The sequence below is a fragment of the Pseudonocardia sp. EV170527-09 genome (genome assembly GCF_008369905.1).
Taxonomy (GTDB): domain Bacteria; phylum Actinomycetota; class Actinomycetes; order Mycobacteriales; family Pseudonocardiaceae; genus Pseudonocardia.
Map to the genome: position 1 here is coordinate 56,724 of NZ_VRMC01000016.1, position 22,610 is coordinate 79,333.

The window sequence follows — 22,610 nt, forward strand, 5'->3', positions numbered from 1 at the left end:
CACGGTCGTGACGTACAAGAGGGGCATGGACATCCATCCGACCCCGCTCCCCGGATCGGCTCTCATCGACCTGAGGCGACTCGAGGACGACCGTGGCTTCTTCGCGCGTTCCTTCTGCGAGCAGGAGTTCACCGACGCCGGGCTCGACCCGACGATCACCCAGTGCAACCTCTCGTACAACCACGAGGCGGGCACCCTGCGCGGCTTCCACTACCAGCTGGAGCCCAACGCCGAGGTCAAGGTCATCCGCTGCGTCCGCGGCGCGATCTACGACGTGATCGTGGACCTGCGCCCCGATTCCGACACCTACCTGCAGTGGTTCGGCGCCGAGCTGTCCCAGGACAACTACCGGGCGATGTACGTGCCGCGGAACTTTGCGCACGCCTACCTCACCCTCACCCCGGACGCGACGACGATCTACCAGGTCTCGACGCCCTACACCCCCGGTGCGGAGCGTGGCCTGCGCTGGAACGACCCGGCGCTCGACGTCGCGTGGCCGCACTCGGTCGACCACGTCTCGGACAAGGACGCGAGCTGGCCCCTGCTGGCCGACAACGCCGACTTCCCGTCGGTCGTCACCGGGGCGGCGGGCCGCTGATGCTGATCCTCGACACCGCGCTCGCCAAGCGCGCCGCCGAGAACCGACCGATCCGGGTCGGCCTGGTCGGTGCCGGGTTCATGGGCCGCGGCCTGGTCAACCAGATCGTGAACTCCACCCCCGGGATGGATGTCGTCGCCATCGCCAACCGCACCGTCGCCACCGGGGTGCGTGCCTACACCGAGGCCGGGCTGGAGCCGGTCGAGGTGTCGAGCACCGCGCAGGTCGAGGCGATGATCGCGAAGGGCGTCCCGGCGGTGCTGGGCGACGCGTTCGCGCTGCTCGCGGCGGAGAACATCGACGTGCTCGTCGACGTCACCGGCGCGGTCGAGTTCGGCGCGCGGGTCACCGTCGCCGCCATCGAGCGGGGGCTGCCCGTCGTCACGATGAACGCCGAGCTCGACGGCACCGTCGGCCCGCTGCTCGCGCACCGCGCCCGCGCCGCCGGGGTCGTCCTGACCGGCGCCGACGGCGACCAGCCCGGCGTCCAGGCCAACCTGCTGCGCTTCGTGAAGGGCATCGGGGTAACCCCGCTCGTCGCCGGCAACATCAAGGGCCTGCAGGACGAGTACCGCACCCCCACCACGCAGCAGGCGTTCGCCGAGAAGTGGGGACAGGACCCCTACATGGTCACCAGCTTCGCCGACGGCACCAAGGTGTCGTTCGAGCAGGCGATCGTGGCCAACGCCTTCGGGTTCACCGTCGGCAGGCGCGGCATGTACGGGCGCGACCACGCCGGTCACGTCGACGAGCTGACGCAGGCCTACGACGTCGACGAGCTGCGCGAGCTCGGCGGGGTCGTGGACTACGTGGTCGGCGCCAAGCCGGGCCCTGGCATCTACGTGCTCGGCACCCACGACGACCCGAAGCAGCGCCACTACCTGAACCTGTACAAGCTCGGCGAGGGCCCGCTGTACAGCTTCTACACGCCCTACCACCTGTGCCACTTCGAGGTGCCGAACACGATCGTGCGGGCCGTGGACTTCGCCGACGCCGCGCTGAGCCCGCCCGCCGGGCAGCGGGTCGACGTCGTCGCCACCGCCAAGCAGGACCTGCGGGCCGGGCACACCCTCGACGGGCTCGGCGGCTACGACACCTACGGTGTCGCCGAGGCCTCCCCGGTCACGCGGTCGGAGCGGCTGCTCCCGATGGGTGTGGCGGAGGGGTGCACGCTCACCCGCGACGTCGCCAAGGACACCGTGCTCACCTACGACGACGTGACCCTGCCCCCGGGCCGGCTCGTCGACGCGCTGCGCGAGGAGCAGGAGAAGCTCTTCGCCTGAGCGGCTCATCAGTTTTGCGTAACGCCGGCCCGCCCGAATGCGACAGGTGATCGAACGATCATCCTGCGTGAGGAGGCGACGGGTGCCGTTGCGCCGCTTCGACCGGACGTCCTGGCCCGAGCACGGCCCGCACCGCGAGCTCCTGGACCTGCTCGACGCCGTCCACGACCGGAACGGCTGCCGGTCCGAGCGCGACGTCGCGCGCAGGCTGCGGACCCCGGTGGCGCGGGTCCGCGGCATCGTCCGCGGGCGGATCCTGCCCGACGACGAGGCCGCGACCCGCGCGCTGCTCGCCGCGCTGGCCGGGGACGGGGGAGTCGATCCCGCCACGGCCGACCGGGCCGCGGCGCTGACCGCGGCCGCGCGGCGGGAGCACGACGGCGTCGCCCCGTGGCTGGCCGCCCGCCGGACGGGCGAGCCCGTGTGGCCGGCCTCGGGATCCGCGACGTCGCCGGGTCCCACGACCGGGCGCCGCCGGACGACGGTCGCCGCGGTCCTGGTCGTGCTCACCGCCGCGGTCGCCATGGCCGTCGTGCTCTCGGGGTACCTGCCGTCCTGAGCCGGCGGCCCCGGCCACCGCTCAGTGCCGGCCGCGCCGGACCAGCTCCCGCGCGGTGCGCACGACGATCTGGGCGTCGAGCCACAGTGACCAGTTCGCGATGTAGTAGTTGTCGTGCCGGACCCGGTCGGCGATCGAGGTGTCACCGCGCAGCCCGGAGATCTGGGCGAGCCCGGTGAGTCCGACCGGGACGCGGTGGCGGGCGGAGTAGCGCTCGTGCTCGGTGGCGAAGCGCTCGACGAACGACGGCCGCTCCGGACGCGGACCGACCAGGCTCATGTCGCCGCGCAGGATGTTCCAGAGCTGGGGCAGCTCGTCGAGCGAGGTGCGGCGGATGAGCCTGCCGACCGGGCCGACCCGGGAGTCGCTCGCGATGGACCACTGTGTCTGCTGCTCGCGCTCGTCGACCGGCCGCATGCTGCGGAACTTGAGGACGGTGAAGGGCTGGTTGCCCAGCCCGATGCGTTCCTGGCGGAAGATGACCGGCCGCCCGCTCTCGACGAGCACCGCGACCGCGACCGCCAGCAGCAGTGGCGCGGCCAGCACCAGCGCCGATGCGGACACCACGGTGTCGGCGAGGCGCTTGAGCCGCCAGGACAGCCGGTTCATCGGGTCCGCGGGCAGCCGGAGCAGCGGGATGCTGCGCAGCCGTTCGACGCCGGAGTGGTCGTGCACCAGCTCCGAGAGCCAGGGGAGGAGCAGGACGTCGTGTCCGTCGCGACGGGCCTCGATCGCCGCGTCGAGGACGGCGGCGTCGTCGACGGTGTGGCAGGCGAACACGACGACACGCACCCGGTGCTGCGCGGTGGCGGCCCGGATCCGGGCCGACAGCGCTGCCCGCTCGCGCTCCAGCAGGAGGTCGAGGTCCTCGGACAGGACGTGACCGAGCGGGCGCAGGCCGTACTCGGGGTGCGCCCGCATGGTCTCGTCGAGCTCCACCGCTCGTGACCCGGTGCCGACGATCAGCGTGGGCTCGCCGACGGCCCATCGGACCCGCAGCAGCCGGGCGGCGGACAGCACCGCGGCGCGCAGGACCAGCGCGAGCAGGGTGGCCAGCAGCACGACCCGGACCGGTCCGGCGGCGTCGATGCGGGTGTCCAGCCTCTGCTGCACGGCCATCGCCCCGGTCAGCAGGAGGCCCATCGTCACGACGAGGGCGGCCAGCTCACGGGGCAGGTCGTCGAACCAGGACAGCCGCAGCCGGGAACGGTGCAGGCGGGCCGCCGAGCGCACCCCCAGCAGCAGCACCGAGGCGGCGACGACTCCGCTGCCGCCGGTCGGCGCGACCACGAGTACGGCGATCCCGACGGCCGCCACGTCGGTCAGCACCAGCGCCGTCCGGACGAGGCTGACCCGTGCGGACAGCCTGCGCACCGGCGCCGGCACGGCAGAGGAGTCGGCCCGCGCCCCGGACCCGGCCCGTCCGGCGGGGCCTGCGGCCCGGACCGGCTGCCGGGCCAGGAGCCGGTGGTGGGCACGGGGCGTGGCGCGCCCGGGCCGACGGTTCTGCATCGATCCGGGGTTCACGGCCGGCCGGCCCTTCGGAAGGTGCTCTGCGACAACAAGAACCACACCGCGGACCGCGTGTTCGTGCGACGGAACGTAGCGGAGGATGGTGCCGGCGTTGTCACGATGAGTAACCACCAATCAGAGACGGAGCCGAGCTGCGGGTACGGCATTAGTCCGTTCGGAGGCGTCCCTGGGAACTTGCCGTACGACCTGCACGCTCGTCGCACACGTTCCGTGCGTTACATCGGCGAACGTGGGCTACGTATCACTCCTTTGCGCTGCTTGCTCCGTCAAGGAGAACGCACAGTGTTATGAGAGGGTCTCTCGCGCCGACGCAAGCCGCTGCCGCCAGCTTGTAACGGAGAGTGACGGACCGCGCTGTGGTCGCCGTCGCAGTGGCACCGCCCCCACCGACGTCTCCGGGGTCCGGGTGCAGCCCGCGCGGTACGAGGTCGACCGGGTCCGGATCTACGACCTGAACTGATCCGCGACGGCCATGACGTACTCGCCGTAGCCCGAGCCCGCCTGCCGTGCCCCGAGGGCGTGACAGGCGTCGGCGTCGATGAAGCCCATTCGCAGGGCGACCTCCTCGACGCAGGCGATCCGGATGCCCTGGCGGTTCTCCAGGACGCGGACGTACTGGCCGGCCTCCATCAGCGACTCGTGGGTGCCGGTGTCGAGCCAGGCGAAGCCGCGTCCGAGGTCCTGCAGGCGGGCGCGGCCCTGCTCGAGGTAGGCGCGGTTGACGTCGGTGATCTCGAGTTCGCCGCGGGCCGACGGGGTGATGCGTGCGGCGATGTCGACGACGCGCTCGTCGTAGAAGTAGAGGCCGGTGATGGCGCGGTCCGAGCGGGGGTGCTCGGGCTTCTCCTCGATCGAGAGCAGGGTGCCGTCGGGGGCGGCCTCGCCGACGCCGTAGCGCTGCGGGTCGCGGACGGGATAGCCGAACAGCACACAGCCGGTGTCGCCGGAGGCGACCTCGGCGGCGCGGCGGCGCAGCAGGTCGCCGAACCCGGCACCGTGGAAGATGTTGTCGCCCAGCACCAGCGCCGACGGCCCGCCGCGGACGTGGTCGGCGCCGATGACGAACGCCTCGGCCAGGCCGTTGGGGTGCTCCTGGGCGGCGTAGGTGATCTGTAGGCCGAGCCCGCTGCCGTCGCCGAGCAGACGCCGGAACCCGGGCAGGTCGTGCGGGGTGGAGATGAGCAGGATCTCCCGGATCCCGGCCAGCATCAGCGTGGTCAGCGGGTGGTAGATCATCGGCTTGTCGTAGACCGGCAGCAGCTGCTTGGACACCGCCGCGGTCAGCGGGAACAGCCGGCTCCCGGTGCCGCCGGCCAGCACGATGCCCTTCACCGCGGGGCCCGGGCGAGGACCTGGTCCAGCCCGTCGCGCCAGGCGGGCATCGCGACCCCGGCCCGGGTCGCGCGGGACAGGTCGAGCACCGAGTTCGCCGGGCGGGGGGCCAGGTGCGGCTTGTCCGCGGCGTACTCGCTGCTCGACACCGGGCGGACGTCGCCGGGGTCGCGGCCGCAGCGGGCGAACACCTCCCGGGCCAGCCGGTACCAGCTGACCGGCTCGCCGTCGCCGGTCACGTGGAACGTGCCGTGCTGCCCGGACCCGGCCAGCACGAGCAGCGCCGTGGCCAGGTCGGGTGCGAACGTCGGCCGCCCCACCTGGTCGTCGACGACGGCGGGGCGGACCCCGTCGCGGGCCAGCCGCGCCATGGTGGCCACGAAGTTGCCGCCGTCGCCGACGACCCAGCTGGTGCGCACGATCACGTGCCGCTCCGGCAGCGCCGCCCGCACCGCCAGCTCCCCGGCGGCCTTCGACGCGCCGTACACCCCGAGCGGGGACAGCGGGGCGTCCTCCGGCACCGGGCCGGGCGCGGTGCCGTCGAAGACGTACTCGGTGGAGACGTGCACCAGCAGGAAGCCGTGCTCCCGGGCCGCTGCGGCCAAGTGCGCGGGGCCGGCCGCGTTGGCCCGCCATGCCTTGGCCGGCTCGGTCTCGGCCCGGTCGACGGCGGTGTGGGCGGCCGCGTTGAACACCACGTCGACGCCGGTGAAGTCGTGCGCGGCGACGGCGTCGGCGTCGCCGATGTCCAGCGCCGCACGGTCGAGTGCCACCGCATCGGGCCGGGCGGCGACCAGCGCCCGACCGAGCTGCCCGTTCGCCCCCAGCACACACGCGCGCACTCGCCCACCTCCGGATATCGTCGCGACCGACTCTGACACGCTGGTGGGGGCGGACAGTGAGCGGGGAGGGCACGTGCGCATCGTGGTGACCGGGGGCGCCGGGTTCATCGGGTCCTGTTTCGTCCGGGAGGTGCTGGGCGGGGAGCACCCCGAGCTGGCCGGGGCCGAGGTCAGGGTGCTCGACGCGTTCACCTACGCCGGCCGGATCGAGAACCTCGCCCCCGTCGCCGACGACCCGCGGCTCACGGTCGAGCGCGGCGACATCCGTGACCCGCGCCGCGTCGCGGAGGTGCTCGACGGCGGCGCCGACCTGCTCGTGCACTTCGCCGCCGAGACCCACGTCGACCGCTCCATCACCGGCGCGGCGGACTTCGTGACGACCAACGTCCTCGGTACCCAGGTGCTGCTGCAGGCGGCGCTGGACGCGGGCGTCGGCCGGTTCCTGCACGTCTCGACCGACGAGGTGTACGGCTCGATCGAGTCGGGCTCCTGGCCCGAGACCCACCCGCTGGAGCCGAACTCGCCCTACAGCGCCGCGAAGGCGGGCAGCGACCTGCTGGCGCGCAGCTACCACCGCACCCACGGCCTCGACGTGGTGATCACCCGCTGCTCGAACAACTACGGGCCGTACCAGTTCCCGGAGAAGGTGATCCCGCTGTTCACCACACGGCTGCTCGACGGCGGCACCGTCCCGCTCTACGGCGACGGCCTCAACATCCGCGACTGGCTGCACGTCTCCGACCACTGTCGGGGCATCGCCCTGGCCGCCACGGCGGGCCGTGCCGGGGAGGTCTACAACATCGGCGGCGGGACCGAGCTGACCAACCTGGACCTGACCCGTGCGCTGCTCGCGGCCGTCGGTGTGGGGGAGGACCGCATCGAACGGGTGGCCGACCGCAAGGGACACGACCGCCGGTACGCGGTGGACTGGTCGAAGATCCGCGAGGAGCTCGGCTACGCCCCCCGGGTGCCCTTCGACGAGGGACTGGCCGCGACGGTGGCCTGGTACCGCGACCACCGGAGCTGGTGGGCATGAAGGCCACACCGCTGTCGATCGACGGGGCCTGGCTGTTCGAGGCGACCACGTTCGCCGACCACCGCGGCTCGTTCACCGCACCCTTCCAGGGCCCGGCGTTCCGCGACGCGCTCGGGTTCGACCTGACCGTCGCCCAGACCAACCAGTCGGTGTCGACGCGCGGGGTCGTCCGCGGCGTGCACTACGCCGACGTGCCGCCCGGTCAGGCCAAGTACCTCTACGTGGCCGCCGGTGCCGTCCGCGACGTCGTCGTGGACCTGCGCGTCGGGTCGCCGACGTTCGGGCGGTTCGAGGCCGTCGAGCTCGACGCCGCCTCCCCGCGGACGCTCTACCTGTCCGAGGGGCTCGGGCACGCCTTCCAGGCGCTCGCCGACACCACCGTCGTCGGGTACCTGTGCTCGACGTCGTACGCGCCGGCGGCCGAGCACGGGATCAGCCCGCTGGACCCGGCGCTCGCGCTGCCCTGGCTCGAGGGGATCGAGCCGGTGCTGTCCGAGAAGGACCGCGCCGCGCCCACCCTGGAGGAGGCACTCGCCGCGGGCGCCCTGCCCACCTGGGAGGACTGCCGCGCCCGCCTGGCGCAGCTGCGCGGGTAGTCGCTCAGTTGCCGGCCCAGCCGGACCGCACCGCGAAGTAGGCCCGGACGAACGGGTCCCGCGCGGCGCCCTCGGCCAGCAGCGCCGCCCGCCGCGCCGCCTGCTCCCGTGTCCCGGCGTCGATCTCCGGCGGCAGCACGTCCGCGGCGAGGTCGCTGTGCGACAGCAGCACGAGCAGCAGCCCGTCGCGGTCGCCGGGCGGGCTGTCGGTCACCAGCGCCGCCGCGAGCCGGGTCCGCAGCGCACGGGCGGGCTCCGGGTCCTGCTCGGTCAGGTGCACCCGGCGGAACAGACCGAACCGCCGGTACTCCTGTGCGCCGAGGACCCCGTCGGCCACCAGCTGCGCGACGGCGCCGCCCGCGGTCCCGGCCGGGGTCCGTGCCAGGTGCACCGCGGCCGCGGTGACCGTCCGCGAGCCCGAGTCGGTGCCGTCGTGGGTCACCGCGGCGAGCGCCGCGGCCAGTGCCGGGTGCTCCGGCTCCCCGCCCGAGGGCGTCACGGTGTCGGCGGGCTCCCCGGCACCCGCCGTGCCGGCGTCGAGGTGCAGCGCACCGGCGTCGACGAGGTCGCGCACCAGCGCCACCGGCAGCACCCGGGCGTCGAACCGGTCGCTGATCCGGCCGGTCGCGCGGTCCAGCCCGAGCAGCAGCAGTTCCTCGGCCAGCAGCAGCGTCCTCACACCCGGTGACGCTATCGCCCGGCCGACGGCACCGTCGCGCCACCGGAGCATCACCCCCACGCCCACTGCCCGACGTGCGCGATCCGTCCCCCGGACGGGGAGATAGCCTCCGCCCATGTCGGATACCACCACCGGGCTGAAGCTCTCCGTGATCGGGTGCGGCTACCTGGGCGCCGTGCACGCGGCGTCGATGGCGGAGCTGGGCCACGAGGTCGTCGGCATCGAGGCCGACGTCGCGAAGGCCGAGTCACTGGCCGCGGGCCGGGTCCCGTTCTTCGAGCCGGGCTTCGAGGAGCTGCTGCGCCGGTCGTTGGACTCGGGGCGGCTGTCGTTCTCCTCGGACATGGCCGACGCCCGGGGCGCGGCGGTGCACTTCGTGTGCGTCGGCACCCCGCAGCGGCGCGGCGAGTACGCCGCGGACCTGACGTACGTGGAGGCGGCGACGGCGTCGCTGATCGACGTGCTGGGCCCCGGCGAGCTGGTCGTCGGGAAGTCCACGGTGCCGGTGGGCACGGCGGCCCGGCTCGCCGAGCAGGTCGCCGCCCGGGTGCCGGGCGCCGCGCTGGCGTGGAACCCGGAGTTCCTGCGCGAGGGTTTCGCGGTGCAGGACACCCTGCACCCGGACCGGCTCGTCTACGGCGTCCCGTCGCTGTCCGGCGTGGACGCCGACGTGGACGCGGAGAAGGTCCTGGACACCGTCTACGCGCGGATCGTCGCCGATGCCACGCCGAAGGTCGTCACCGACTACGCCACCGCGGAGATGGTCAAGACCGCCGCGAACTCCTTCCTCGCCACCAAGATCTCCTTCATCAACGCGATGGCCGAGCTGTGCGAGGCCACCGGCGCCGACGTGAAGCAGCTCGCCGACGCGATCGGCCACGACGACCGGATCGGCCGCAAGTTCCTCAACGCCGGACTCGGCTTCGGTGGCGGCTGCCTGCCCAAGGACATCCGGGCGTTCATGGCCCGTGCCGGTGAGCTGGGCGCCGACCAGGCGCTGACCTTCCTGCGCGAGGTCGACAACATCAACATGCGGCGCCGGATCCGGATGGTGGAGCTCGCGCGCCAGGTGTGCGACGACTCGCTGCTCGGCAAGCGGATCGCCGTGCTCGGCGCGGCGTTCAAGCCCGACTCCGACGACATCCGCGACTCCCCGGCGCTGAACGTGGCCGCGCAGCTGCAGCTGCAGGGCGCGAACGTCCGGGTGACCGACCCCCAGGCGCTGCCCAACGTGCGCAAGCACTGGTCCCAGCTGGACTGCGTCGACACCCCGGAGGAGGCCGCCGAGGGCGCCGACGTCGTCCTGCTGCTGACCGAGTGGAAGCAGTACCGCGAGCTCGACCCGGGCTCGTTCGGCGCGGTCGTGAAGACCCGCCGGGTGCTCGACGGCCGCAACGCCCTGGACCGCGAGACCTGGGAGTCCGCGGGCTGGACCTACCGTGCGCTGGGCAGGCGCAACGTCTGAGGCCCGCGGTGCCCCGCGGGGCCGGCTGCGGTAGAACGCACGCGTGACCTCCCACCCCGTCCTCGCCGGATCGGACCGCGCGGCCTTCGACTCGCTGCAGCGGGCCTCGACGCCACGCGCGGAGCGCTACCGCATCGGGAAGGGCCTGCGGAAGGTCGCGCCCCGGTCCGGGCTCGCCACGTGGTCGGCGGACGTGCGTCGGGCCGACCCGGTGGACGTCGTCGAGGCGCAGAACGCGGGGCGCGTGCACGAGCTCGTCCCGCTGCGGATCCAGCGGATGACCGCCTCGCCGCACGCGTTCCTGCGCGGCGCCGCCGCCCTGCACGCCGCGGACTTCGCGGTGCTGCCCGAGACCGGCGTGCACCCCGTCATCTGCGGCGACGCCCATCTGGGCAACTTCGGCTTCTACGCCTCGCCCGAGCGCGACCTCGTCTTCGACCTCAACGACTTCGACGAGGCCCACCCCGGCGCCTGGGAGTGGGACCTGCGCCGGCTGGTGTCCTCCACCTGGGTCGCCGGCCGGGACTCCGGCGCGACCGAGGAGCAGTGCGGCGAGGCCGTCACCCGCTGCGTGACCTCCTACGCCGAGCACCTGCGCCACCTCGCCGACGAGCCGTTGCTCGCCCGCTCGTTCGACGTCATGGACGTCGACACGCTGCGCTCGGATGCCGGCCACGAGACCTCGCGCCGGGCCATCGACAAGGCCGCCGAGCGGGCGCGCCGGCGGACCAGCGACCGCGCGCTGCCCCGGTTCGTGACCGAGGAGGGCGGGGCGCGGCGGATCGTCACCGAGCCGCCGCTGATCACCCATCCCGACGACGAGCACACCGCGCGCATCCTGGCCGCCCTCGACGGCTACCTCACGACGCTGCCGCCGCACTGGAGCCGGATCCTCGGCGGATACCACGCCGTCGACGTCGCCCACAAGGTCGTCGGGGTCGGCTCGGTCGGGCTGCGCGCCTACCTCGTGCTCTGCGAGGGCTCCAGCCCCGACGACGTGCTGTTCCTGCAGCTCAAGCAGGCGCGCCGGTCCGTCGTCGCGCCATGGGTGCACGGCGGCGAGGCGTGGCACGCCCACCAAGGGCAGCGGGTCGTGGAGTACCAGCAGGCCCTGCAGACCGTCTCCGACCCGCTCCTGGGCTGGACGACGATCAACGGCCGCCAGTACTACGTCCGCCAGTTCCGCGACATGAAGGGCGCGATCGTCCCCGACACCCTCGACGCCACCGCCCTGGCCGACTACGCCGACGTCTGCGGCAAGCTGCTCGCCAAGGGGCACGCCCGCACCTCGGGAGCGTCGATGATCGCCGGCTACCTGGGGACGGGCGGCACGGTGGCCGGGGCGCTGACGACCTTCGCCAGGGCCTACGCCGACCAGACCGAAGCCGATCATGACGCACTGGTCCGCGCGGTGCGGTCCGGGCGGCTGTCGGATCGGACACCTGAGCAGGTGCCGGGCACGGCCATCGGCTAGGTTCTGGCCCCGTGACCGTCGTCGAAACCCTGCTGGTCTTCGTGGTCGCGCCGGCTGTCCTCTACTTCGCGATCTGGGGCTGGATCGCGATGCGGAACCGGAGCAACCGCCCCCGCTACCACGCGGGTGACCCCTGGCCGTACGAGCCGCTGTTCTGGATCGCCGAGCCGTCCGGCGCGGGGCACCACGCCGCGCACGCCGGACACGGCGACACCGCCCCGTCCGAGGGCGGCGACACCCGAGGAGGTACCGGTGGCAAGTGGTGACCTCGCCGTCTTCACCGGCAACGAGGAGGACCTGCCCGAGGGGGCGGTCGTCACGAACTCCGGCCGCCTGTCGGTGGCCGAGAACTTCGTCGAGCCGTCCGCTGCCGCGCACCCGTTCACCCCGGTGCAGCTGACCCGCCTGGACGAGGCCCTCTACCTGGCCAGTCGCGAGACCGGTCTGCGGTTCGCGCTGTACCTGGGCGATCTGGGCTCGGACGCGCGGGCGACCGCGGTCGACCTGCACGGGCGCATCGACCACCACGAGGACGCGGTGCTCGTCGCCGTGAGCCCCGAGCAGCGCCTGCTGGAGATCGTGACCGGTGCCGAGGCGAAGGTCCGCCTCCCCGACCGCGGCGCCAAGCTCGCTCTCATGAGCATGGTCGCGTCCTTCAAGGAGGGCGATCTGTTCGGTGGGATCCTGTCCGGGCTGAGGATGCTGGCGGACCAGGCCGGAAGCCGCCCCTGAACTGGGGTTCTCCGCTCCGTGGACACCGCGGGTGGCCGCCGGAGCACGCTCGTGGACGGGGCGACGGCCCGAGTGCCGGTCACCCGTGGGCCACCACGATCGGTGCCACGGCTCTAAGGTGTCAGCATGTCGCGTAGTGGGAGGACCGAGCGGTGACCGGGCCCACCGGCACCCCGATCCTGATCGTCGACGACCACGAGCTGGTGGGGTCCGCCCTCGCCCTCAACCTGCGCGCCGAGGGTGAGGACGCGACGTTCCTCCCGGTACGCTCCGCGGCGGCCGTGCTCGAGCACACCCGGCGTGTCGCGCCCGGGCTGATCGTGCTCGACCTCGACCTGGGGCGTGATCCGGAGGGCAACCGCATCGACGGGGTCCGGCTCGTCGGCCCCCTGTGCGAGGCGGGCTGGCGGGTGGTGGTGCTGTCCGGCAGCTCCGACGCCGGCCGGGTCGGCGCCGCCCTGGACGCGGGCGGGTTCGTGTTCGTGCCGAAGAACGCGCCGTTCCCGGCGCTGCTCAGCGCCATCCGCGAGGCCCACGCCGGGCGCTCGATCATGCCGCCGGGCCGCCGCGAGCAGTTCATCCGGCTGCACCGCGACCGGGAGCACGAGCGCCGCGACCTGCACGAGAAGCTGGGCAGGCTCACCCAGCGCGAGCGCGAGGTCCTCGCCCTGCTGGCGGGGGGAAAGCGAGCGCAGTCGGTGGCCGACCACTTCGTCGTCTCGCTGGCGACGGTCCGGACGCAGATCCGCGCGGTGCTGACCAAGCTGGAGGTCGGCTCCCAGCTGGAGGCCGTCGCGTTGTACCGCAAGGCCGCCGGAATCTGACCCGTTCGGCCCTCGGCGCCGCCGCCGAAGGCCACCGAGAATGACGAGTCCTATCATCGCGTTCTCAACCAGTCCGGCGACATCTGCAGAGCGGAGACGACGTGGCGTCCGGTGTCGTCGGCGAGGTCCTGGGGCCGCAGCGGCGGGCCCGGTTCCTGGCAGGTCACCTGACCGACGTGCTGGTCGTCGCGGTGATGACCGTCGTCGTGGTGGCCGTGAGCCGCCCTGCGGTCGTCGACGGCCGGATCGACCTCTCCGACGCGACGGCGGTGCTGACCCTCGTCGCGGCCGCGGTCGGGTCGGCGGCGGCGATCGTCGCGCTGGTGACGGGCCGGCTGTCCGGGGACCCCCGTCCGTCGTGGTTCGGGGCCGCCCTCCTGCTCTACGGCGTGGTGCTCCTTCCGCTGTCCGCGCTGGTCCTGCCCCATTACCCGGCGGGCACCCCGCGGCTGGCCGTGCTGACCATGTTCGTGATCAGCCTGTGCATCCTGGTCGCCGGGCTGCGGCCGCCGCCGGAGCTCGGGGCCTGGGGTGGCTGGGCGCTGGCCGCGGTCGGCCTCGTCGTCGGCGGGGTCGTCGCGTCGCAGGCGGAGAGTCCGTTCACCCGGATGCTGGCGACCTCGCCGCTGTACTCGGTCGTGGTGCAGAGCGGCTGGGCCCTGGTCGCGGTGCTGTTCCTGCTCGACGGCTACCGGCGCCCGAGCCGGGTCCGGGCCCGGATGGGGCTCGGCCTGCTGATCATCGCGGTGTCGCAGCTGTACCGGGCGATCGTGCCCGGCCAGGAGCCGGTGGCCGGTCTGGTCTACCCGTCGCTGCGGGTGCTCGGGATGGGCGTCGTGCTCGCCGCGCTGCTGACCATGGCGCTGCGCACGGTGACCCGGATGCAGGACGACTACGACCAGCTCCAGGACACCCTCGGCGAGGCGTCGGCGCTGCTCGAACGGGCCACCGGCCAGACCGCGGAGCGCGACCACGAGCTGCGCAACGGGCTGGCCGGTCTGGCCGGAGCGGCGCAGCTGCTGACCACCCGCCCCGGCGGCGAGGACCCCCAGGTCGACCGGATGCGGGAGGCGGTGCTCGCCGAGCTGAACCGGCTGCGCCAGATGCTGCAGACCCCGGTCGCCGTCGACGACGCCGACCCGACGACCGGCCGGAGCGACGCCGCCCTGCTCGACTTCGGCCCGGAGTACGCCCCGGTCGCCTCCTCGCCGGGGGCCGACACCGGCGGCGAGCACGACGTCGGGGCGGCCCTGCGCACCCTGGTGGACCTGCGCGACGGCCGCTGCATCACCCTCGACACCCAGGACGACCTGCCCCCGGTAGCGGCGCCCGAGTCGCTGACCCGCCAGGTCGTGACGAACCTGCTGGCCAACTGCGACCGGCACGCGCCCCGGACCCCGGTGGTGGTGCGGGCCCGGCTCGCCGACGAGCCGGGGCTGGTGGCCGTCGAGGTCCGCGACCACGGCCCCGGCCTGCCCGACGGGCAGGAGCAGCTCGAGATCGTCCGCGGGCGGCACGACGAGGCCGCCGGCGGCTCCGGGCTCGGGCTGCACATCAGCGCCCAGCTGGCTCAGGAGCACGGCGGCAACCTGGTGCTCCGTACGGTGCACGCACCCCGCGGTTGTCTCGCCGTACTCACACTTCCGGTGGCCCGCTGATCGGGTGACTCCGTGTCCGTGAGCTGCCGATCCGTCCACGGAAGGTCTATTCGTCGCTCCGAGCCATTCCCACGCGCCCCACGCGATCTCATACTGGTGACGCAGCGGCACGGTGCGATGACGCAATGGTCGTCCGCGCTGCCGTTCGCCGGCACGAAGGAGGTCACATGGCGCACGAGAACGACGGCACCGACCGCAGGACCCCCGCCGCCCCCACGGCCGCGGTCCTGACCCCGCCGACGGGCCTGCAGCCCGTCCCGGCGCTGCCCCGGCCGCGCACCCCGTCCGAGCCCCGGACCCCGGCCGGTCCGCCGGCGCCCGCCGTACCGCAGGTGGGACTGTGCACCTGTGGCCACCCGGAGGAGGTGCACGAGCACTACCGCCCGGGCACCGACTGCGGTAGCTGCGGGCCGCGTGTCTGCGCGGGCTTCCGCTCCGCCGACGAACCGGTGTCGGCCAACCGCCTGCGGCGGTGACTGCGCCGCCGCTGACCACACCCGACACACGAACGGCGCCCCGGGAGCACGTGCTCCCGGGGCGCCGTTCGTGCGTGGGTCAGGGCTGCTGGACCGCGGTGGTCCGCTCCGGGTCCGGAGTGGCCTGACCGTCGAACTCGCGGGCGGCCAGCGCGCGCACGATCCCGGCGCGCCCCTCGGACACGAGCCGGCGCAGCGACGCCGGCTTCGACTCGTCGGCGAGCCAGGCGTCCGCCGCCGCGACGGTCGGCTCCGCGACCGCCCAGGACGGGAACAGCCCGACGACGACGTTCTGCGCCAGCTCCGAGGTCCGGCGGGCCCACACGCCGTCGATCTCGTCGAAGTAGCGCCGGACGTAGCCGTCGAGCAGGCCGGGGTTCACCGTGGACAGCGCCGGGTGGGAGAACCCGGAGATCGCCGACTCGTTGATCGCGTTCGGCAGGGAGTCGTCGTGCACGGCGCGCTGCCACGCCCGCTCCTTGGCCTCAGCGGTCGGGATCAGCGCGCGGGCCCGCTCGGCCTGCCGCGCCCCGGTGGAGGTGGCGTCGCGCTCGGCCTCCTCGGCGATCTCGGTCTCGCCGGCCTTCCCGTGCGCGACGAGTGCGTGCAGCAGCCGCCAGCGCAGGTCGGCGTCGACGGTCAGGCCCTTCGGCACGTCGATGTCGAGCAGCCAGCCCTTCATCCGGTCCAGGGTGTTCTCCGGCAGCACCGAGGCGGTCAGCGCGTTGACCACCGCCAGCTGGACGTCGGACCCGGGCGGGGCGGTGTCCAGACGGAACCGCAGCGCGTCGGTCAGCAGCGGCCAGCCGCGGCCCTGCGCCCACTCCGGGGTGCAGTACGACGCCGTCGCGGTCTGGGCCTGCAGCAGGAGCCTCTGGACGACGCCGATCTCGGACTCGGTGTCGAACCCGCCCGCGACCAGGGTGACGAAGTCACGGGCCTTCAGCTCGGCCTCGCGGGTCATCTCCCACGCGGAGGACCAGCACAGCGTGCGCGGCAGCGAGTCGGCGATGTCGCCGATGCGGTCCACCAGGGTCGCGAGCGAGCCCGGGTCCAGGCGCAGCGCGCAGTAGGTGAGGTCGTCGTCGTTGACCAGGACGAGCTTGCCGCGGGGCACCCCGACCAGATCCGGGACGGGCGTGCGCTCGCCGGAGACGTCGAGCTCGACGCGGTGGGTGCGGACGAGCTTGCCGGTCTCCGGGTCGTCGTCGTAGACGCCGACGGCGATGCGGTGCGTGCGCAGCTCACCGGCGCCCGGCCGGGCGCCGCCCTGCACGACGTCGAAGGAGGTGAACCTGCCGGCGTCGTCGGTCTGGAACGACGGGCGCAGCAGGTTCAGGCCGGTGGTGCGCAGCCACTGCGCGCCCCAGTCCGACAGGTCCCGGCCCGACGCCTTCTCCAGCGAGCCCAACAGGTCGTCGAAGGTGGCGTTGCCCCAGGCGTGGGCGGCGAAGTAGTCACGCAGCCCGGCGAGGAACGGTTCCAGCCCGACGTAGGCGACGAGCTGCTTGAGGACCGACGCGCCCTTGGCGTAGGTGATGCCGTCGAAGTTCACCTCGACGGCCTGCAGGTCCGGGATGTCCGCGGCGATCGGGTGCGTCGAGGGCAGCTGGTCCTGCCGGTAGGCCCAGGACTTCTCGAGGTTCGCGAACGTCGTCCAGGCGCCGGTGTACTCGGTCGCCTCGGCCTGGCACAGCACGCTCGCCCAGGTCGCGAAGGACTCGTTGAGCCACAGGTCGTCCCACCAGCGCATGGTCACGAGGTCGCCGAACCACATGTGCGCCATCTCGTGCAGGATCGTCTCGGCGCGGCGCTCGTAGAGCGTGCGGGTCACCCGCGACCGGAAGACGTAGTCCTCCAGGAACGTGATCGCGCCGGCGTTCTCCATCGCGCCCGCGTTGAACTCGGGGACGAACAGCTGGTCGTACTTGCCGAACGGGTAGGTCACCCCGAAGTTGCGGTGGTAGAAGTCGAAGCCCTGGCGGGTCTCGGTGAAGATCCGCTCGTGGTCCATGTGCGGGGCCAGCGAGGCACGGCAGTAGATCCCCAGCGGGATCTCGGCGTGCTCGTCGCGGTAGGTGTCGTGCCAGCTCGCGTACGGACCGGCGATCAACGCCACCAGGTAGGTGGAGAGGATCTCGGTCCGCTCGAAGCGGTGGACCCCGCCCTCGACGGTCGCCGGTGCGTTGGAGATGACCTTCCAGTCCTCCGGCGCGGTCACGGTGAGGGTGTAGCGGGCCTTGAGGTCGGGCTGGTCGAAGCAGGGGAACAGCCGCTTGCAGTCGGCGGTCTCGAACTGCGAGTACAGGTAGACGGCCTGGTCGACCGGGTCGACGAAGCGGTGCAGGCCCTCGCCGGTGTTGGTGTAGAGGCCGGTCGCGACGATCGTCAGCTCGTTGTCGGCGGCCAGACCGGGCAGCGCGAGGCCGTCCTCCTCGGTCCAGCCCGAGACGTCGAGGTCGGCGCCGTTCAGGGTGGCCGAGGTGATGCCGTCGCCGACCCACTCGATCCAGGTGCTCCCGCCGGGCTCGGTGGCGGTGAAGCGCACCGTCGTGGTCACCGCGAACGTCCGCTCGGAGGGGGCTCCGGCGCCGTCGGTCAGGTCGATCGTGACGTCGTAGGTCGACACGTCGAGCAGCGCGGCGCGCTCCTCGGCCTGGGTACGGGTGAGGTTGGGCGGGGTCACGTAGGTCCTCTCCGGGGAGTGGTGTCGTCCGGCATCCAATCACGGTGGGCGCGGCGCGGTCCGAGGAATCGGGGGCGCGTGGCGTGCGTTGTGCCGTACATGACGACTGCTGCTGCTGACGGCAAGGCCCGCATCGACATCTGGTTCGACCCGCTGTGTCCCTGGGCGTGGCTGACCTCCCGCTGGGTGCTGGAGGTGGAGAAGGTCCGCGACGTCGACGTCACCTGGCACGTGATGAGCCTGGCCGTGCTGAACGAGGGCCGTGACCTGCCCGAGCAGTACGCGGAGATGATGAAGAAGGCGTGGGGCCCGGTGCGGGTGTGCATCGCCGCCGCCGAGCAGCACGGCACCGAGGTGCTCGCGCCGCTCTACACCGCCCTCGGTGAGCGGATCCACAACCAGCAGAACAAGGACTTCGACGACGTCGTCGCCGGCGCGCTCAAGGAGGTCGGCCTGCCGGAGTCGCTGGCCGAGGCCGCGCACTCCACCGAGTGGGACGAGAAGCTGCGCGCCAGCCACCACGAGGGCATGGACCCGGTGGGCCTCGACGTCGGCACCCCGACGATGCACGTCGACGGCGTGGCGTTCTTCGGGCCGGTCATCTCCCGGGTCCCGAAGGGGGAGGACGCCGGCCGCCTGTTCGACGGCGCCCGGCTGCTGGCCGAGAACCCGCACTTCTTCGAGCTCAAGCGCACCCGCACCGAGGACCCGTCCTTCGACTACTGACCCGCTCCGGCGGGTGATCGCCGCGGCCGAGGGGATCGGTGCCGGATCCGGCACCGATCCCCTCACGGCCGGTGATCTCCGACGACGGCTGCTCGCGATCGCGAACGGGATGGCCCGTTCGGCCGTGGCGGGCCCCGCGGGGGCGCACAGTGCTCCGCCGTGGACACCTGGTTCTCGCGGCGGACGACGTCGGTGCTCGGGGCGGTGGCGCTGGTCGCCGGGACGCTCGCGGGCGGGCAGATCGCGGTCGGTGCGGTGCTGGAGCGTGGGGCACTCGCCGACGCGGTGCCACGCACGTCGCTGAGCCCGTACTCCGACGGCGCGTTCACCGTGCGGGCGGCGGCGGTGGACAGCCGGGTCGACATCGCCGGGGCCGAGGACGGCTCCTACGTGCTCGGCCACACCCCGGCGGGCAGCGACGTCGTCCTCGACCTCGACCTGCTCTCCGGCGACACCGCGCGCCCGTGGTGGGTGCAGCCCGCGACCGGGACGACCCTGGAGCTGGCCCAGCTGGCGAGCTCGGGGATCGCCCGGTTCCCGGTGCCGCAGGGCACGGGCGGGAGCACCGACTGGGTGCTGGTGGTCGACGACGTCGCCGCCGGGTACGGCGCCCCCGACGCCGACGCCATCGCGCGGGCGGTGGGGGAGCGGGTGCGCGCCGCGGTGGCGGAGGCGGGTTCCGGTGCGGATCCGGACCGCGCCGGCTCCGAGAGCGGCTCCGGCAGCGGCTCGAACGGCGGCGGCTCCGACGGGCCCGCTCCGAGCGGCTCCCGCTCGGACGACTCTGGCTCGGACGGCTCCGGCTCGAACGGATCTGGCTCGGGCGGCTCCGGTTCGGACGGCGGGGTGGGAGACCCCGGCGGTTCCGGCCAGCGATCCGGCGGTAGCGCCGGTGACGGCCCGGCCTCGGGCTCCGAGCCGGAGGACCGCGGCTTCAGCGGCTCCAGCGGCTCCAGCGGCTCCAGCGGCTCCGGAGACTCCGGCCGCTCCCGCGACGACGGTGGCTCGTCCGAGGGCGGCTCCGGAACCGACGGCTCCGAGTCCGGTCGCGACGACTCCAGTGGCGACGACTCCAGTGGCGACAAGACCGACGGCGACGAGAAGTCCGGCGGCGAGAAGTCCGGCGGCGAGAAGTCCGGCGGCGAGAAGTCCGGCGGGAACGAGGACAGCGGAGCGAAGGACAGCGGGGCCAAGGACAGCGGGGCCAAGGACAGCGGGGCCAAGGGCCGTGAGGGCGACAGCGGGACCCCGGCACCCCGAGCCCCGGCACCGGAGCGGGAGGAGAAGAAGGAGCCGACGCCGTCGTCGTCGGCGAAGGCGGCCGACGGCACCTGGGACCGGTTGGCGCAGTGCGAGTCCTCCGGCGACTGGGCCATCTCGACCGGGAACGGCTACCACGGTGTTATCCGAACAGATCCGCAGCGGGATGACGTATATCACTGTTTATCGGGGCTGGGCGGAGTGTTCGCAGGGATCTGGACGTCGATCAGCACGACGTTGCTCTCGAAGTTGGTGTCATGAGGGCATCAGCAGGTGTCGAGCTCATCGAGGAGTTCCTGGATCCGTCGGGCCGTCCTCCGGTGGCGCTCGGCTTCGCGGTCCCAGCCGCGGTTCTCGGCGTCGCAGATGAGCTGCTGTTCTGTGCGCAGCCGGGTCTGCAGACGAGGTGTGTAGTCGGGTGTGGTGACGAACTTCGAGCAGGTCAGGTAGAGGTCGCACTCACAGGGCCCTTCCTGGGGCAGACGCAGGCATCGACCCAGTTCGAGCTCGGTCTTGTAGAAATTCGTCGACAGCCAGTTCACCGCTTCCGCAGTGAGGTCACCGTTGCGAATCGCCTCAGCCTGCGGACCTGCCAGGACCGCTCCGGGAGCGAGCACCGCCTGGTAGTCGGCGAGGACGACGGGATCGGACAGGCTGGTGTAGGTCATCGACATGCCCGCGGAGCGGTGTCCGAGGACCTTCATGATGGTCTGGATCTTCGCGCCGCGTTCACCGAGCTGGGTGCCCATGGTGTGTCGGAAGCGGTGCGGGTGGATCAGCGCCTTGCCATCGTCGTCGACCAGGCCCAACGCGCGGCAGATCTCGGTCAGCCCGACCTTGAACAGGTAGTCCGGGCTGGCCAGGCGCCCGTTGCGCAGGAACAGGTAGCGAACCGTCCGGCCGAGTCGCTGGTCGAACAGCGGCTGGTCGGTCTGCGCGCGGCGACGCGCGGCCAGGTCGCGGACAGCCTCGGCGGCCTCGGGGTGGATCGGGACGACCCGTTCCTTGGCCGACTTGCCCACGGCGAGGCGCAGGCGGTGGGTGCCGTCGGGGTAGGTGTCGAGGCAGTCCAGCTCGAGCTTGCGGATCTCCCCGCTGCGGGCCCCGCTCCAGCGGGCGACCAGCAGTGCAGTGCGCTGCAGCGGGTCAGCCAGGGCGCGGATGCCGTCCATGAGCGGGTCGAGCTGCTCGACCGGGATGAACCGTGGGACGCGCTCGACCTGGCGTGGGACGTCCGAGCTGGTCAGCGGGGGCTTTGTGGGCATGTGCGGCCACTCGTTGATCGCGGCGTGGCGGAAGAACCGCGCGATGTGGCCGATGACGTGATCGCGATAGACCGCCGAGAGCGGCTGCTCGGGATGCTTCCACTTGCGCTGGTGGGGCAACCAGGCCAGGAACTCCAGCAGAGCGGGCCGGTCGAGCCCGGCCAGGCTGGTCTGCTCGGGTCGGGTCTCTGCGTGCCAAGCCGCCAGCCGCAGCAGAGCCGAGCGGGCCTGGGTGACGGTGCCGTGTGCGCGCCGGACGGCGAGCTCGCGCAGGTAGCGCTGCATCGCGTCCTCGATCGCGGGGACCGCGCTGAGCGCGGCCGGCGGACGGGGTTGCTTGCGCAGCGGCAGGGCCTCGATGAACCCGGCGTGGAACAGCGCGACCCCGGTCTGGGTGACGCTGCTGTACCAAGCCTTCGGGAACCCGGACTGCATCCGGACCTTCAGGTCGAGCTGCTCGATCTCGGGCAGCGAGGCAACGGCGCGGATGGCCGTGCGCAACTCGTCGATCTCGGCCAGGGACAACGTCGTGAGGTCGGGATCGGCGCGATGCAGGATCAGCCGCGGCAGCGCCCAGGGCAGGCTCTTGTTGACGCTGAGGACCGACAGACCCCGTCCGAGCTCCTGCTCACGCAGGACGGCCATCTGCGCGCGCAGCGGCAGGTCCAGCCCGTCGGCGATAGCGAGGATCCGCAGGTTCGCCGCCCCGAACAGCCACGGCCAGTCCAGGCGCAGCCGCCCGGTCAACGACAGATAAAACAGGTAGGGCCGCGCTCGGAAGCTCGCCATCGCGCCCGCCGGGTCGACCAGCGTGCCCGCCGGGGCGGGGCGCGCGTTGATCGTGGGACCGACTCGTTCTGCCAGCGGACGACGGGCCCATCGCGTCATCGACGGGTAGTGCGCGACGAACTCCGCCCGCGCCTGCAGCAACATCGGTGTCCAGTTCCTCGAGCCGCGCAGTCCGCTGTGGACGAACCGCTCGTACTCATCGGCCGAGGCGTGCGAGGGACCCGAGTAGCCGTCGGTGGTGCGCAGTGACCGCGAACATCGTGGCGCGCTCATCGCGCCGTGTCCGGCCGCACAGCCTGCTCCAGGGCGGTCCGGTAGTCGTCGCGGACCTGGTGGTCGGTGAGCCGGACGTAGACCTTGGTCGAGTCCGGGTGGGCGTGCCCGAGGCGGCGCATCAGGGTCAGCTCTCGCATCCCGAGCTCGGCCATCCGGGTGGCGTGGGTGTGGCGCAGGCTGTGCGGCGTCAGCCAGGACTCGCGCACCCCGGCACGAGTCGCGGCCCGCTGGAACAGCCGGACCAGGCCGTCGTAGCTCAGTGCGTGGTCTCTGCGGGCGCCTCGGCCACCGATCAGGAACAGCAGCGGGGTCTGGGCCTCTGGTGGGCGTTCGAGCAGCACGTAGCGGTTCAGGGTCGGGAGTGCCCTGTCCTCGAGCAGGTCCACCACCCGATCACGGCGGGACTTCTGCCGTGCGCCCTGCGGGTGATCGTCGCGATGGCGGACGGTGACCCGTTTCCGACCGTAGGAGATGTCCTCCAGATGCAAGCCCAGCACCTCGCCCGGTCGCAGGCCGCCCTC

At 72.9% G+C, this 22,610-nt stretch carries 21 protein-coding genes; 14 read left to right on the top strand and 7 right to left on the bottom strand.

All coding sequences use genetic code 11. The features are described 5' to 3' along the window. Window positions 1-25 precede the first annotated feature (25 nt). The 3 genes from rfbC (at window position 26) to FVA95_RS07110 (ending at window position 2,440) form a co-directional block, all read left to right on the top strand. On the top strand, window positions 26-598 hold the full coding sequence (gene rfbC, locus FVA95_RS07100) for a dTDP-4-dehydrorhamnose 3,5-epimerase (protein ID WP_149663480.1): 573 nt from the start codon (window positions 26-28) through the stop codon (window positions 596-598). Beyond that, window positions 598-1,881 (top strand): NAD(P)H-dependent oxidoreductase, encoded by a 1,284-nt coding sequence (locus tag FVA95_RS07105; RefSeq protein WP_149663481.1) that lies wholly within the window; start codon window positions 598-600, stop codon window positions 1,879-1,881. The genes rfbC and FVA95_RS07105 overlap by 1 nt, the downstream gene beginning before the upstream one ends. An 82-nt stretch (window positions 1,882-1,963) precedes the next feature. Further along, complete coding sequence (locus FVA95_RS07110; protein WP_149663482.1) at window positions 1,964-2,440, top strand: hypothetical protein; 477 nt, start codon at window positions 1,964-1,966, stop codon at window positions 2,438-2,440. A gap of 21 nt (window positions 2,441-2,461) precedes the next feature. Here the strand turns inward: FVA95_RS07110 and FVA95_RS07115 are convergent, their stop codons facing one another. The 3 genes from FVA95_RS07115 to rfbD form a co-directional block, all read right to left on the bottom strand. Then, window positions 2,462-3,952, bottom strand: a complete 1,491-nt coding sequence (locus tag FVA95_RS07115; RefSeq protein WP_149663483.1) for an exopolysaccharide biosynthesis polyprenyl glycosylphosphotransferase — start codon at window positions 3,950-3,952, stop codon at window positions 2,462-2,464. Window positions 3,953-4,417: 465 nt separating this feature from the next. Beyond that, window positions 4,418-5,305: a glucose-1-phosphate thymidylyltransferase RfbA gene (gene rfbA, locus FVA95_RS07120; protein ID WP_149663484.1), complete on the bottom strand. Its 888-nt coding sequence runs from the start codon at window positions 5,303-5,305 to the stop codon at window positions 4,418-4,420. Continuing rightward, the gene (gene rfbD / locus FVA95_RS07125) at window positions 5,302-6,147 is read right to left on the bottom strand and encodes a dTDP-4-dehydrorhamnose reductase (RefSeq protein WP_161992221.1); all 846 of its coding nucleotides are present in this window, start codon (window positions 6,145-6,147) and stop codon (window positions 5,302-5,304) included. The genes rfbA and rfbD overlap by 4 nt, the downstream gene beginning before the upstream one ends. A 73-nt stretch (window positions 6,148-6,220) precedes the next feature. On the opposite strand from rfbD, the gene rfbB reads away from it, so the two are divergent. Continuing rightward, complete coding sequence (gene rfbB / locus FVA95_RS07130) at window positions 6,221-7,183, top strand: dTDP-glucose 4,6-dehydratase (protein ID WP_149663486.1); 963 nt, start codon at window positions 6,221-6,223, stop codon at window positions 7,181-7,183. Next, window positions 7,180-7,779, top strand: coding sequence for a dTDP-4-dehydrorhamnose 3,5-epimerase family protein (locus FVA95_RS07135; protein WP_149663487.1), 600 nt, complete (start codon window positions 7,180-7,182; stop codon window positions 7,777-7,779). Before rfbB ends, FVA95_RS07135 begins: the two co-directional genes overlap by 4 nt. A 4-nt stretch (window positions 7,780-7,783) precedes the next feature. Here FVA95_RS07135 and FVA95_RS07140 read toward each other — a convergent pair whose 3' ends face one another. Next, complete coding sequence (locus FVA95_RS07140) at window positions 7,784-8,458, bottom strand: GPP34 family phosphoprotein (protein WP_161992222.1); 675 nt, start codon at window positions 8,456-8,458, stop codon at window positions 7,784-7,786. Between the two features lie 115 nt (window positions 8,459-8,573). Here FVA95_RS07140 and FVA95_RS07145 point away from each other — a divergent pair, with 115 nt between their 5' ends. The 7 genes from FVA95_RS07145 to FVA95_RS07175 all read left to right on the top strand — a co-directional run bounded on the left by FVA95_RS07145 (window position 8,574) and on the right by FVA95_RS07175 (window position 15,087). Next, window positions 8,574-9,923: a UDP-glucose/GDP-mannose dehydrogenase family protein gene (locus FVA95_RS07145; RefSeq protein WP_205015782.1), complete on the top strand. Its 1,350-nt coding sequence runs from the start codon at window positions 8,574-8,576 to the stop codon at window positions 9,921-9,923. Between the two features lie 43 nt (window positions 9,924-9,966). After that, window positions 9,967-11,397: a DUF2252 domain-containing protein gene (locus FVA95_RS07150; RefSeq protein WP_149663489.1), complete on the top strand. Its 1,431-nt coding sequence runs from the start codon at window positions 9,967-9,969 to the stop codon at window positions 11,395-11,397. A gap of 11 nt (window positions 11,398-11,408) precedes the next feature. After that, window positions 11,409-11,663: a hypothetical protein gene (locus tag FVA95_RS07155; protein WP_020626927.1), complete on the top strand. Its 255-nt coding sequence runs from the start codon at window positions 11,409-11,411 to the stop codon at window positions 11,661-11,663. Then, entirely contained in the window at window positions 11,650-12,129 is a 480-nt protein-coding gene (locus FVA95_RS07160; protein ID WP_149663490.1) for a DUF5130 family protein, read from the top strand. The genes FVA95_RS07155 and FVA95_RS07160 overlap by 14 nt, the downstream gene beginning before the upstream one ends. A 152-nt stretch (window positions 12,130-12,281) precedes the next feature. After that, entirely contained in the window at window positions 12,282-12,953 is a 672-nt protein-coding gene (locus FVA95_RS07165; RefSeq protein WP_149663491.1) for a response regulator transcription factor, read from the top strand. A gap of 101 nt (window positions 12,954-13,054) precedes the next feature. Continuing rightward, window positions 13,055-14,611 carry a sensor histidine kinase KdpD gene (locus FVA95_RS07170; protein ID WP_149663492.1) on the top strand — a complete coding sequence of 519 codons (1,557 nt, stop codon included), beginning with the start codon at window positions 13,055-13,057 and terminating at the stop codon, window positions 14,609-14,611. A 167-nt stretch (window positions 14,612-14,778) separates the two neighbouring features. Further along, entirely contained in the window at window positions 14,779-15,087 is a 309-nt protein-coding gene (locus FVA95_RS07175; RefSeq protein WP_149663493.1) for a hypothetical protein, read from the top strand. Window positions 15,088-15,166: 79 nt separating this feature from the next. Here FVA95_RS07175 and pepN read toward each other — a convergent pair whose 3' ends face one another. Beyond that, complete coding sequence (pepN, locus tag FVA95_RS07180; RefSeq protein ID WP_149663494.1) at window positions 15,167-17,773, bottom strand: aminopeptidase N; 2,607 nt, start codon at window positions 17,771-17,773, stop codon at window positions 15,167-15,169. A gap of 99 nt (window positions 17,774-17,872) precedes the next feature. On the opposite strand from pepN, the gene FVA95_RS07185 reads away from it, so the two are divergent. After that, complete coding sequence (locus FVA95_RS07185) at window positions 17,873-18,499, top strand: DsbA family protein (protein WP_149663495.1); 627 nt, start codon at window positions 17,873-17,875, stop codon at window positions 18,497-18,499. A gap of 159 nt (window positions 18,500-18,658) precedes the next feature. Next, window positions 18,659-20,020 (top strand): putative collagen-binding domain-containing protein, encoded by a 1,362-nt coding sequence (locus tag FVA95_RS07195; protein ID WP_161992223.1) that lies wholly within the window; start codon window positions 18,659-18,661, stop codon window positions 20,018-20,020. A 5-nt stretch (window positions 20,021-20,025) separates the two neighbouring features. Here the strand turns inward: FVA95_RS07195 and FVA95_RS07200 are convergent, their stop codons facing one another. Continuing rightward, the gene (locus FVA95_RS07200) at window positions 20,026-22,086 is read right to left on the bottom strand and encodes a tyrosine-type recombinase/integrase (RefSeq protein ID WP_149663498.1); all 2,061 of its coding nucleotides are present in this window, start codon (window positions 22,084-22,086) and stop codon (window positions 20,026-20,028) included. After that, the coding region (locus tag FVA95_RS07205; protein ID WP_149663499.1) for a tyrosine-type recombinase/integrase at window positions 22,083-22,610 on the bottom strand (528 nt) is incomplete at its 5' end. The genes FVA95_RS07200 and FVA95_RS07205, both read right to left, overlap by 4 nt.